The sequence below is a fragment of the Nakamurella endophytica genome (genome assembly GCF_014646215.1).
Taxonomy (GTDB): domain Bacteria; phylum Actinomycetota; class Actinomycetes; order Mycobacteriales; family Nakamurellaceae; genus Nakamurella; species Nakamurella endophytica.
Genome location: NZ_BMNA01000002.1, coordinates 653,467 through 665,774 on the forward strand (window position 1 = coordinate 653,467; position 12,308 = coordinate 665,774).

The following is a 12,308-nucleotide window of genomic DNA, read 5'->3' on the forward strand; positions in this document are numbered from 1 at the left end:
CGTTCGCGGCAGGAGGTCGGTGCAGGCGGTCAGACCGGCAAGCCGGAGAACCCGTCCATCGCCACCACCCGGCCGCCGACGGCCAGGGTGACCACGAGGGTCGTCAGGCCGTCGCCGGCGAAGCAGACGTTGGTCGGTCGCGACCGCTCCCCCGTCGACAACCGGTCGGCGACGGTGCCGTCGGTGTCCAGCACCACCACGTCGTCGGACTCGAAAGCGGCGATGTAGAGCCGGCCGTCCCGGTCGAACGCCACGCCGTCCGGTCCGGCCCCGTCCACCCGGGCGAAGACGCTGCGGTCGACCAGACGGTCGCCGTCGCGCCGGAAACGGACGATCTCGTGGCGCCGCGAGTCCGCGACGAACAGAGCGGAGCCGTCGGCGGGGAAGGCCAGCCCGTTGGGGAACAGCAGGTCGTCGGAGACGGTGGTGACCCGTCCGGTCTCCGGCTCCCAGCGCCGGACACGGGGCGGGAACGCGCTCGGCCGGCGACTGGTCCCCGGGTCGGTGAACCAGAGCGCCCCGTCGGGACCGACGACGAGATCGTTGGGTGCGTGGCTGTCGGGCAGCGGCACGTCGGTCACCTCGTCGCCGTCGATGATCTGCAGCCCCGCCTGCACCGGGCGCGGCGACGGGCTCTGCATCGTGGCGTTCTCGTTCTGGGCGACGTACACCCGGCCCGCCCCGTCGGCGGCGAGACCGTTGGGGCCACCGCCGGTCTCGACCTGGCCTAGGACGGCCGTGGACGGGTCCGCCGCAGCCGGGTCGATGCTGTACACCAGTCCGCGGGACATGCTGGTCACCAGGAGGCGACCGTCCGGCAACCAGACCGGCCCCTCCGGGAAACCGATGCGCGTGGCCAGGATCCGGAACGCAGGCTGCATGGGTGCAGGCCTCCTCCACAGTGATCGACGAGCTCGACTCTGGCATCGATTCGCAGATTGGTCAAGGATTCGAATCTGTCTCGACGGGATGTGCCGCACACACCGCCCTCTCGAAGCGGTCGTACAGGTCCAGGACCGCCGGGTCGTAGAACGGCAGGGTCGCCGTGTAGAGCGCCGCGGTCACCCCGCGCGTCCGGTCGACCCAGTAGAAGGTGTTGAAACCGCCTGCCCAGCCGGCACTCCAGGCCGATCGCAGACCCGCCCGCTCGATCGGGTTGACCAGCAGGCCGAGGCTCCATTTCCAGCCCCGCAGGTCCATCGGCGCGCTCGCGGCCGGATCCGCCGTGGGAATCCGGCCGACGTCGAGACCGCCGATGCCGTTGGTGAACAGGGCGTCCACCCGGTCCCGCGGCAGCATGCGCACCGCGCCGCGCTGACCGCCACCGAGCAACAGCTGCTGCAGCGCGAGGAAGTTGACCGCCGTGGCATACAGACAATGTCCGGCCGGGAGGAACTCCGGTCGTCGCACCCCGGGCGACCAGTAGTCCGCGTCGGTCGCGAGCCAACCACCGTCCGCGAGACGGACGTGCACGGCAGCGGTCCGGGCCAGGGCGGCCGCGTCGTCCTTGATCCAGCACCAGGTGTCGCGCATCCCGAGCGGATCGAACAGTCGCTCGTGCAGCAGCGCGTCGATGGACCGGCCGGTGAGCCGCTCCAGCACCAGACCGAGCCAGTCCATGCTGGTGCCGTAGTGGAAGCTCTCCGTCGGCTGCGCGACCAGCGGCGCGTCGAGGCAGTGCCGGAGCCCGGAACCGAGGCCGGGCAGCCGGTTCGTCTCGTGGAAGCGGCGCAGTCCCGGGTGCCAGGTGTCGTACCCGAGTCCCGAGGTGTGGGTGAGCAGGTCGCGCACCGTGGCGGTGCGGCGGGTCTGCTCCAGGACCGGCGCCCGTCCGGCGAAGCCGGTCAGGACGCCGCGGCTGCCGAACTCCGGCAGGACGTCCCGGACCGGTGCGGCGAGGTCCAGGACACCGTCCTCCACCAGCGTCAGCGCCAGCAGCGCCGTCGCCAGCTTGGTCTGCGACGCGATGCGGAAGACGGCGTCGGTCGCCAGTGGGCGGCCGGTGCGCCCGTCGGCGACGCCGACGGCCCGCAGGTAGAGCACGCTGTCGGCGTCCGCCACCACCGCGACGGCTCCGGGGACCGCGCCGCGCTCGACCGCGGACGCCAACAGCTCGTCGAGGCCGTCCTGCCAAGGCGCGCTGCGGGCCCGCCCGGCGGATGTCACCGTCTCCCCTGCGGCGCCATCGGGGACGGGTGCGCCGGGCTCGCCGGCGCCCTCGCGGCGACGGCGCCCGTCGCCCTCTCCGGCCGACGCCCGCGGTAGACCGCCCGCTCGAAGGAGTCCAGCGCCGACAGTGCCACCTCGTCGACGAACGGCAGGTGGTTGAGGAACAGGACGGCCGCCACGTCCGCGGTCGGGTCGATCCAGAAGAACCCGTTGTAGAGCCCGGCCCATCCGAAGCTGCCCGCGGACCGCCGACCCGGCAACGCCCGGTGGTTGACGCACCCGCCGAGGCCCCAGCTCCACTCCGGCCCGAACGGCACGTCGCAGCTGAGGAACGGGATGGACGACCGCATGACCGGTATCCGCAGCGGCCCGGTCTGCGGCGCCGTCAATTCGCGCACCGACTCCGGCCGCAGCAGCCTGCGCCCACCCAGCGCGCCGCCGCAGAGCAACGCCCGCAGGACGAGCAGCACATCGGCCGCGGTGGCGTAGACACATCCGCCACCGGGCCGGAAGTCGGGATCCACCGGATAGTCCACGGCGGTCTCGCTCCACCGACCGTCGGCGGACCGGTGGCGGACGGAGGGGCAGCGGCCGGCCTGCTCGGTATCCAGCACCGTGGTCATGTCGACGGTGCCCAGCGGCTCGCAGATCTGGGTCTGCAGGAGATCGTCGAAGGTGCTGCCGGTGACGGCCTCGACGAGCAGACCCGCCCAGTCGGCGCCGGTGCCGTAGTGGATCGCGGCGCCGGGGTCGGCGACGAGCGGGCACCCGAGGCTTCGACGATCGCCGGTCGCGGCGCTCGGCGTCCCGGTCGAGGTGTGGTACCGGAACGCGTCCGGGTTCCAGATCTCGTACGCCGCACCGGAGGTGTGGGCGAGCAACTGGCGCACGGTGGCGGCCGTCCGGGGCGGCCGCAGGACGGGAGCGCCCGCCGGGTCGAACCCGGCGAGCACGGGCAGCCGCGCGAAGTCCGGCAGATAGGTCCGGACCGGCTCGTCGAGATCGACCCGGCTGCACTCGACCTGGCGCAGCACGAGCACGGACGTGAGCAGCTTGGTGATGGACGCCAGCCGGAAGATCGTGCGCAGACCCGCCCACCGCGGGACACCCCCCGAGCAGGCGTGCTCGGTGACGCCGGCGCGGTCGCCGGCCAGCCCGACCCAGCCGGCCACCCCGTCCCATCGGAGCGGGAGGGCCGGCGGATCGCCGTCCGTCACCCGGGGCTCCCCGCCAGGGTCGGGCGTCCGCCGCCATCGGGCACAGTCCCGTGCAGCGTCTCCGGGTTGTGGAACAGGGTGTCGTAGCCGGGGACCGTCAGCTCGAACCGGGATTCCACGGACGTGTAATCCAGGTAGCCGAGTCGCGCCAGCGGTCGAAGCCGCGGCACGTCCAGCCGCCCGTCCGCGGTGATCGCGTCGTCGCGGATGTGGATACCGATCACCTCTCCGAGGACGAGCTGCCCCCTGGCCTTCGGGACCCGCCCGGGGAAGTCCAGGACGGTCGTCACCACGCACTCGAAGTGCACCGGCGACGCAGCGATGCGCGGCGGCGCCACGTACGTCGAGGGCAGCGTCGGGATGCCGAGTGCGTCGAACTCGTCGACGTCCGGGGGGAACACGGCGGCGGACCGCACCACGTCGTCGCGCTGGTCGTAGGTGGCCATGTTCCACACGAACTCGCCGGTCTCGATGGCGTTGTTGGCGGTGTCGGTCTGCGGCGTGCCGCACGAGCTGAACAGCACCGTCGGCGGGTCGAAGGTGACGTTCATGAACTGGCTGAACGGCGCCAGGTTGTTCACACCGGCGCGGCTGCGCGTCGAGATCCAGCCGATGGGCCGCGGGACGCAGCACGAGTTGAACGGGCTGTGCGGCAGCCCCGAGACACTGGTCCGCGGGTCGTAGAACAACGGTCGTCCCCTCCAGGCGCTCCGGCCGTCACTTGGACGGCTCGGTGGACACCGGCGAACCGCCGGTGAAGAACTGGTCGAAGTAGCTGTCCGCCACCGCCCGGCCGTCGGGCGACCGCGGGTAGCAGGTGCTGGCCTCGGTGAATGACGGCTGGTAGAAGTCGGCGAAGTTCGCGGAGGTCACCCGTGGGATCGGGTAGAGCAGCGTGTTGAGCGCGGGCTGCTGGCCGTTGAGCATCCGCAGCGCCACGTGGAACGTCTCGTACGCAGCCGCCTCGGGCGCCTGCACCACCGCGAACGCCACCTTGTCGGGGTTGGCCTTCCAGTAGGCGAACGCCGCGCACTCGCCGCTGGCGGCATTCATCACCGGCACCGGGCGGCCGGCCTGACGGAACGCCCTGGCCGTGCCTACCCCCATCTCGCCCATCTCGAAGACCCCGTCGATCGTGCCCTGGTGCGTGGACAGGAACTTGGCGACACCGGCCTGCGCCACGGCCGGTGTCCAGTTGCCGGCCACCGTCCCGACGATCTTGATGTCCGGATACTTCTTGGCCACCGCGTCGACCGCGGCCTGCTCGGTGGCCTCCGCGCTCACGCCCGGGACACCCGTGACGACCAGGACGTCGCCCTTGCCGCCGATGGCCTTGGCCACCGCTTCGGCTCCGGCATACATGCCGGTGTAGCCGTTGAACGACACGTTGACGGCATCGGCGCAATTCGCGGGAGCATCGGACGTGAGTACCAGCACGCCGCGAGCCCGGGCCTTGGCGATGGCGTCGCAGGTGGCGTCGGCCGACCCCGGCAGGGCGACGATGACGGTGCAGCCCTGGCCAGCCAGGTTGTTGATCTGCGAGATCTGCAGCGCGGTGTTGCCGTTCGAGTCGGCCACCACGAGGTCACCGGTGGCCTTGCCGGTGTCGGCCAGACCCTTCACCAACCGCTGGAGTTCCGCGAGGTGGTTCTGCCGCCAGGAATTGCCGGTGTAGGACTCGCTCAGGCAGAACTTCCAGGGCGCTGCCGGCGGCTTGTACGACGCGTAGCCGTTGGGCAGGAGCTTGACGAAGTTCTCGAAGCCGGCGTAGTTGTCGCGCGCCGCGGCCGGCACGGCGTCGAGTCCTCCGGCTGCGGCGGAGCCGGAGCCGGCCGGTGCGGACCCGGTCGATCCCCCACCGGAGGAGGCGGTCGCCCCGGCGGAGCTCGCACCGCCGGACGAGGCGGTCGCCCCGGTGGAGCTCGCACCGCCGGCGGAGGTGCTCGCCACGGCCGACGCCGACGCCGACGAGGTGACCACCGTGGCGGACGCACTCGAGTCCGACGAGCTGCCCCCGGACGTCGTCGCGCCGCTGCTGCAGGCCGTCGCGAGCAGCGCCGCGCCGAGCACCGCGGCCCATCCGCGACCGTGCCGCGAGGCCGTCCGGTTCGGCCGCCGCCCGCCACGCCTCGGGCCGGACGGCGTGATCTGTCCAGGATGCGTGACCTGTCCAGGGTGCATGAGCTTCTCCTCGCGGATGTCAACGATGACGGAGGGTCCTGCGGACAGCACCGGGACGGATCCGGTGGGCAGGGAGCGGGCGCGGACGAGGCGCCGGACTGATCGACCGTAGAGCCTGATATTCGAATCTGCAAGAGGTCTGCGACAATTCGCCTGTCAGAAGTAGGCGGAATTGGTGGCCCCGGTGTCCCGGGGATCTATGTCGACCGCAACCCCGTCCCGCAGCAGGATCACGCGGTCGCAGTGCTTGCCGAGGATGGCCAGGTTCTGGTCGACCCACAGCAGCGATGCACCGAGCTCCCGGCAGCTGCTCACGGTGGCTGCCGAGATACTGGCCACCGCGGTCGGTGACAGCCCCAGGCTCAGCTCGTCGACCATCAACAGCCGCGGCTGCGCCACCAGCCCGCGCGCGATGGCGACCAACTGTTGCTGGCCGCCGCTGAGCAGGCCGGCTTTGCGGTGCAGCAGCGGGACGATCGACGGGAACCGGTCGACGACACCCTGCCGCACGGAGGCGAAATCCTGGACCCTTCCACCGATTCCACCGATCCGCAGGTTCTCCTCCACGGTCAGGTCGGCGAGCACGCGGCGGCCCTCGGGTACGTGCGCGATGCCCTGGACGACGGCGTCCACCGGACTCTGCTTCAACGGCGCCCCGCCGAACTCCATCCGGTCCGCCATGCGCGGCATCAGGCCGGAGATGGCCTTGAGCAACGTCGACTTGCCGACGCCGTTCGGTCCCGCGACACCCACCATCTCGCCGGGCTCGACGGCCAGGTCCAGGCCGTGCAACACCCGGGCCTTGCCGTACCCGGCTCGCAGGTTCGAGATGCGCAACGCCGCAGACGCTGCCGCGCGCGATCCCGCGGTCACAGGTCCTCCGCCTCGGCCAGCGGGGCGGTCTCGACGCCCATGAAGGTGGCAGCGATGTCGGCGCGGGCCAGCACGTCGTCCGGCGTGCCGGTGCCGACGACCCGGCCGTAGTCCAGGACCGTCATGGCGTCGGCGATGTCGCGGATGAAGCCGATGTGGTGGGACACCACCATGATCGTCAACCCGAAGTCGCGGTGCACCTGCCGCAGGGTCTGAGCCAGCGCCTGCATCTCGTCGGCGGAGAGCCCCGCCGTCGGCTCGTCCAGCAGCAGCAGGCGGCCTTGACCGACCAGTCCGCGCGCCAGCTCGACCCGCTTCTGCTCGCTGAGATCGAGGTTCCGCGCCAGCATGCCGCGCCGGCGGGCGGCGATCCCCACCGCATCCAGTGCCCACTGTGCCCTGGACTCGAGCACCCGCTCCCGACCCCCGGTGGCCAGCGGGCCCAGCAGGTCCGTCCACAACGACCCCTTCAGGTCGGTGTCCAGACCGAGCTTGACGTTGGCCACCACGTCCAGATCCGGCACGATCGCCGGCGTCTGGAAGGTCCGCACGACGCCTCGGTCACGGATCCGGTGCGGCTTCACCCCGCGGATCGACGAACCGAAGATGCGGATGTCGCCCTGGGACGGCAGGTACAGGCCGCACACCGTGTTGAGCAACGTGGTCTTGCCGGCCCCGTTCGGCCCCACGATGGCGTGCACGCTCCCACTCTCGATGCGCACGTCGACCTGCGACAGGGCGACGAAGTCGCCGAACCGCACCTGCAGGCCGTCCACCTCCAGGGCGAGCCCGCCCGTGTCGGACCCGCTCGACCGGCGGTCGGGCGGGGTTTCGGCCGGCGGGCGAGGGCCGGCCCGCCCGGCCGTGGCCCACCGGCTGCGGGATCGGAGCGCGGCCGCGGACAGCCCGGGCACCGTCCTGCCGAGCACCGTCGCCCATCGGTGCACCAGCCCGTAGATGCCCTCCGGCAGCAGGATCAGGAACACCAGCAGCACGGCGGCGAAGACGACCGCGGACACGTGGCCGTCGCGCAACAGGTAGCCCGGGAGGATGGTCACCAGCAGGGCTCCGAGGATGGGACCGCCGACGGTGCCGGCGCCGCCGACCACCAGCATGGCGAAGATGTTCACCGACTGCTTGATGCCGAACCCCTCGGGACTCAGGTACCCGACCACGCCGGAGTAGAGCACTCCGGCGATCGCGGCCAGCACGCAGCAGTAGGCGAAGGAGATCATCTTCACCTGCCGCACCCGGATGCCCGCGGACGCGGCGACCGCCTCGTTGGTCTTGACCATCCGGAAGGCCCGCCCGGTCTGCGAGTCGTTGAGCAGGCAGGTGGCGACGACGACCAGGATCAGGACGACGCCGGTGACCGCCAGGTAGCCCTTGCCGCCCGCCTCCAGCCCGGCGAACTCCGGCACGGCAAGGCCGTTGGCGCCGCCGAACACGGTGCTGAAGGTGTCGCCGGTCAGCACGGTCACCACGACGTAACCGAAGAACAGGGTGGCGGTGGCGATGCCGAAGATGCGGTAGCGGACCACGACACTGCCCAGGGCCAGGGCGATCACGCCGGTGACACCGACACCGAGCACGACGGCCAGCACCAGCGGCAGGCCCATGGATAGTCGGAAGGCGGACGTGGCGTAGGCGCCGATGGCCACGAACGCCGCCTGCCCGAAGGACACCTGCCCGGTGAAACCGACCAGGACGTCCAGCCCGATCGCGGCGATCGCCCAGGCCAGCGCGCCGATCAGGGTGTACTGGAGCGCCGGGTCGAGCGGCAGCGCGAGTCCCGCGACGGTCACCACGCCGGCGATCGCGACGCTGGGCACCAGCGTCCGGTTCTTCGCGTCACCGATGATCACGTTGTCCTCCGTCGCCGGGTCGGGTGGCGCAGGGCGGTGCCGCCGGTCGCGGGCGGCGCGGTCGGCGGGGTCACAGCCGGACCGATTCCGGGCGGCCGAGGAGTCCCTGGGGACGCAGCAGCATGACCACCAGGAGCAGCGCGAACACGACCAGGACCCCGGCCTCCAGGCTGAGGGCCACGATCGTCACGTTCGACACCACGCCGACGATGACGCTGCCGAGCAACGCTCCGGGCAGGCTGGTGAGGCCGCCGAGCACGATGCCGGTGAAGGTGAACAGCAGGTAGCTCTCCATGGTGCTCGGGGCCAGGAAGGAGCTGGGTGCCAGCAGGATCGCCACCACGGTGCCGAGGACCGCACTGATCGCCCAGGTGGCCGCGCTGAGGCGGGTGGCCGGCAACCCCAGCAGCCGCGCCGTGTCCGGTTGCTCCGCCATCGCGCGGAAGCTGAGGCCGACGTTGCTGTAGCGGAACAGCGCCCAGAGCGTCCCCATGATGGCGGCGGCGACCGCCGCGATGAGCAGCGACTGCGCCGGCACCACGAAGTCGGCGACCTGCACCCCGGTGCCCTCGACGATCGCCGGGAAGCGGTAGGGCGCACCGGCTCCCCACCGCCACTCCATGACGGCCAGCAGCAGCAGCGACAGGCCCAGCGTGCGGACGGTGATGTTCAGGTTGCCGGCGGACGGGCGGGGGCGGATCACCACGAAGTACACGGCGACGCCGAGCACCGCGGACGCGACGAGCGCCACCACGATCGCCGCCCACAGCGGCAGGCCGAGGTCGGTCATCGACGCCCAGCAGACGAAGCCGCCGAGGGTCGCCAGCGTGCCCTGCGCGAAGTTGGCCACGCCGGTGGACTTGTACAGCATCACGATGGCGAAACCGATCATCCCGTACAGCAGGCCGACGGCGATGCCGCTGATCCCGGCCGAGAGCAGGAGTCCCACGCCGGTCCGCCTACGCAGCCGCGGTGCAGGCGCCCTGCGACTGGACGTCCTCGCCGTAGGGACAGGTGGCGATGGTCCTGAAGGCCCTGCCCTGCGGCTGGACGATGAACAGCGAGCTGATGCCGATGTGATCGGTCGACGAGAAGCTGAGCTCCGCCAGGATCCCCGGCGCGACCTCCTTCTTCTGCCAGCCCTCGATGGTCTTCATCAGGTTGGCCCGGGTCAGGTCCTTGGTCTCGGTGATCGCCGTGGTGATGGCCCGCGCCGAGGCGCACCCGGTCAGGGCGATCGGATCGTCGACGGCCGGCGTCCCGGCCAGCAGCTTGGTGCAGTCGGCGTCCTTGCCGGCGGGCAGCTGGATGGCCGACCCGAAGAAGATCTTCGACGCGGCGCCGGGGTTGTACGAGCTCAGGAACGAGCCCGCCACCGAAGCGGTGGTGCCCAGGATCGCCTTGGCGGGCACCGCGTTCTGGTCCACCAGCGCATTGACGAACTTCGCCGAGTCGCTCCCGCCCATGCTCATCACCACGTAGTCCGGCTTGGCCTGCTTGATCTGCAGGGCGATCGGCGTGTAGTCCGTGGTGCCCAGGGTGGCGACGGCGGAGTTGGTGAAGGTCCCGCCGAGGTCGGTGGCCTGCTTCTTGGCGGAGTCGATGGCCGACTGGTAGGCGCCGAGCGGGTTGACCACGACGAAGATGCTGCCCTTGCCGCTCTTCTCGAAGCCGTAGCGGACCATCGAGGCCGTCTGGTCCTCGTACAGCGGAAGCACCTGGAAGATGCCGGGCGACGCCGGCTTGACCACCTCGGAGACGCCGTTGGTCGGGAACAGGAACGGGATGCCCTTCTGGCTCAGCGTCTTGTAGATCGCCGCAGCGGTCGCGGACCCGCAGGCACCCACCATCGCGAACTTGTCCTTCTCGAACGTCCGCACGTTCGCCAGGGCGCGAGCCGGGTCGTAGCCGTCGTCGAGCACCTCGAAGTCGATCTTCCGACCGGCGATCCCGCCGTCCGTGTTGACCTTGTCGAACCACAACTTCGCGGCGTCGGTGCTGGGCGCGCAGCTGGCCGCGCCCGGTCCGCTCAGCGTCTGCGAGGCGGCCAGCCGGATCGTGTCCGCGCTGACACCGACCTCTGCGGAGCCACCTGCGGAGTCCCCTCCGGACCCGCAGGCTCCGATCAGCAGGGCGAGGGCGGCGACCACCGGGACCCATCGCCGGGTACGGACACCTGAGGTCTGCATCGAGGAAACCTTTCGCGCGCATCATCGGGCGGAGGTTCGGGTCCTGGACGAGATCGATCGTCAGGTCGGGCGGCCGGGTGCACGGTGTGCCGACGGCGCGGAGCGCGAGCGAGGCCACGATGCACTCGACCGCCCCAGCCCGAGCCGGGACGTGTCGCCACATCAGCACATCAGATTCGAATCGTCAACAGTTTTTCGCTAACCGTGACAACGCTGATGCGGGTCGCGACCGCTCGGACGCCGAACGTCGGCCACGGTCCGGACCGATCGGAGGGTGTCCGCCTCAGCCCCGGTACGCACAGATATTCGAACAACCTTGACGTTTCGAATCTCACGCACCTATCGTCCCCGTGGTGCAGCGTTGCGCCCCTGGCAGAGGAGAAGAGATGGTGCCAGCACGTCGGAGTGGACGTCGGTCCCGCACCTGGCAACGGTGGCTGACGCTGGTGGCGGCGTCCGCGTTGGCCGTGTCCTGCGCCTCCGGCGCCACGACCACCTCCGGTTCGGCGTCGAGTTCGGCGTCGGGTCCGGCGCCGACCTCCGACGCGGCGACGGCGACCGCCGGGTCCGGCACCGGCGCCGCGTCGTCCGCGACGGGTACGGGCGCGTCGTCGGGCACGGCGGCCACCGGGACGGCGAGCTCGGCCACCGGGTCCGCGCCGTCGGGAGGCGAGGTCGGCCTGTCCGCGGTTCCCAAGGGTGCACAGCAGTACTACGGCTCGTACGACACCTTCGCCAAGCTGTTCCCGGATCCCTACGCCGACTGGACGCCGCCGCCGGCGCCGTGGAAGTTCTGCCTCAACGACTCCTACCTGGGCAACCAGTGGCGGCAGGACAACCTCGCCGAGCTCGAGCGTCAGGTGAAGCTGTACCAGCAGGCCGGGCTCGCGTCCGGGCCGCTGGTGTCGACCAACTCCGACAACAACATCTCGCTGCAGCTGTCGCAGTTCAACACTCTCGTCGGCCAGGGCTGCACCGTCATCTTCAGCATCCCCGGCTCCCCCACGGCTCTGTGCGACAGCTTCAAGACGGCACGGTCGAAGAACGTGCTCGTGGTGACCGACGAGTCACCCGTCTACTGCTCGGACGCCATCAACGTCAGCTGGAACGGCTACTGGGCCGAGTACGTCGGCGCGAAGGCCGTGCTGGAGGGCATGGGCGGCAAGGGCAATCTGGTCTCCATCGCCGGGATCCCCGGCGTCCCGCTCGCCGTCGCCGAGCAGATCGCCGTCCGGGACGCCCTGAAGGACCATCCCGACGTCAAGCACCTCGGCGAGGTGGCGGGGGCGTGGACGCCGTCGGTCACCAAGACGGAGATGTCCAAGTTCCTGGCCACCCACCCGCAGAAGGTCGACGGCGTCATCGACGCCGGCGCCGAGGACGTCGCCGCGGTGCAGGCCCTGCAGAGCGCCGGCCGGCCCCTGCCGAAGATCAACTCGATCACCGGCGAGTGCAGCTTCCTGGCTCTGTGGAAGCAGCACCCGGAGATCGGGACGCTGGCCACGAACCAGTCGCCGTCGTCGGCCGCGTACGAGACCTTCCTCGTCGCCGCCCGCAAGCTCGCCGGCCAGAAGCTCGCGGTCAACACCGTCTTCTACCCGGTCCCGCAGATCACGGCCGACAACCTGGACCAGTGGTACCGGTCCTCGATGACGGTGGACAGCACGTGCATCCCGACGTCGCCGGACGGCCGCGCCACGCCGGACAGCTACTTCGACCAGTTCTTCAGCGGCGGCAACCCGGTGAAGGTCATGCCGGTCCCGCAACCGGCTGCCTCTTGACCCAGCCGCCGCGGGGGTCGGGGCCGCCGGCCC

General features: G+C 71.0%; 10 protein-coding genes. 1 reads left to right on the forward strand and 9 read right to left on the reverse strand.

Going from position 1 to position 12,308, the window contains the following annotated elements:
* Positions 1-29: 29 nt before the first annotated feature.
* The 9 genes from IEY37_RS06500 to IEY37_RS06540 form a co-directional block, all read right to left on the reverse strand.
* Positions 30-881, reverse strand: coding sequence for an SMP-30/gluconolactonase/LRE family protein (locus IEY37_RS06500; RefSeq protein ID WP_188940667.1), 852 nt, complete (start codon positions 879-881; stop codon positions 30-32).
* A 61-nt stretch (positions 882-942) separates the two neighbouring features.
* Positions 943-2,166, reverse strand: a complete 1,224-nt coding sequence (locus tag IEY37_RS06505; protein WP_188940668.1) for a serine hydrolase domain-containing protein — start codon at positions 2,164-2,166, stop codon at positions 943-945.
* Positions 2,163-3,386 carry a serine hydrolase domain-containing protein gene (locus IEY37_RS06510; protein WP_188940669.1) on the reverse strand — a complete coding sequence of 408 codons (1,224 nt, stop codon included), beginning with the start codon at positions 3,384-3,386 and terminating at the stop codon, positions 2,163-2,165. Before IEY37_RS06510 ends, IEY37_RS06505 begins: the two co-directional genes overlap by 4 nt.
* Positions 3,383-4,075 carry a flavin reductase family protein gene (locus IEY37_RS06515; RefSeq protein WP_188940670.1) on the reverse strand — a complete coding sequence of 231 codons (693 nt, stop codon included), beginning with the start codon at positions 4,073-4,075 and terminating at the stop codon, positions 3,383-3,385. The genes IEY37_RS06510 and IEY37_RS06515 overlap by 4 nt, the downstream gene beginning before the upstream one ends.
* A 28-nt stretch (positions 4,076-4,103) precedes the next feature.
* Positions 4,104-5,456, reverse strand: coding sequence for a substrate-binding domain-containing protein (locus IEY37_RS06520; RefSeq protein WP_188940671.1), 1,353 nt, complete (start codon positions 5,454-5,456; stop codon positions 4,104-4,106).
* A 267-nt stretch (positions 5,457-5,723) separates the two neighbouring features.
* Positions 5,724-6,440, reverse strand: a complete 717-nt coding sequence (locus IEY37_RS06525) for an ABC transporter ATP-binding protein (protein WP_188940672.1) — start codon at positions 6,438-6,440, stop codon at positions 5,724-5,726.
* A complete protein-coding gene (locus IEY37_RS06530) occupies positions 6,437-8,305 on the reverse strand; it encodes a branched-chain amino acid ABC transporter ATP-binding protein/permease (RefSeq protein ID WP_188940673.1) in 1,869 nt (622 codons plus the stop codon). Before IEY37_RS06530 ends, IEY37_RS06525 begins: the two co-directional genes overlap by 4 nt.
* A gap of 70 nt (positions 8,306-8,375) precedes the next feature.
* Entirely contained in the window at positions 8,376-9,254 is an 879-nt protein-coding gene (locus IEY37_RS06535) for a branched-chain amino acid ABC transporter permease (protein ID WP_188940674.1), read from the reverse strand.
* Positions 9,255-9,264: 10 nt separating this feature from the next.
* Positions 9,265-10,494, reverse strand: coding sequence for an ABC transporter substrate-binding protein (locus IEY37_RS06540; RefSeq protein ID WP_188940675.1), 1,230 nt, complete (start codon positions 10,492-10,494; stop codon positions 9,265-9,267).
* 386 nt (positions 10,495-10,880) lie between these two features.
* On the opposite strand from IEY37_RS06540, the gene IEY37_RS06545 reads away from it, so the two are divergent.
* Positions 10,881-12,275, forward strand: a complete 1,395-nt coding sequence (locus IEY37_RS06545) for a substrate-binding domain-containing protein (protein ID WP_188940676.1) — start codon at positions 10,881-10,883, stop codon at positions 12,273-12,275.
* The last annotated feature ends 33 nt before the right edge of the window (positions 12,276-12,308 follow it).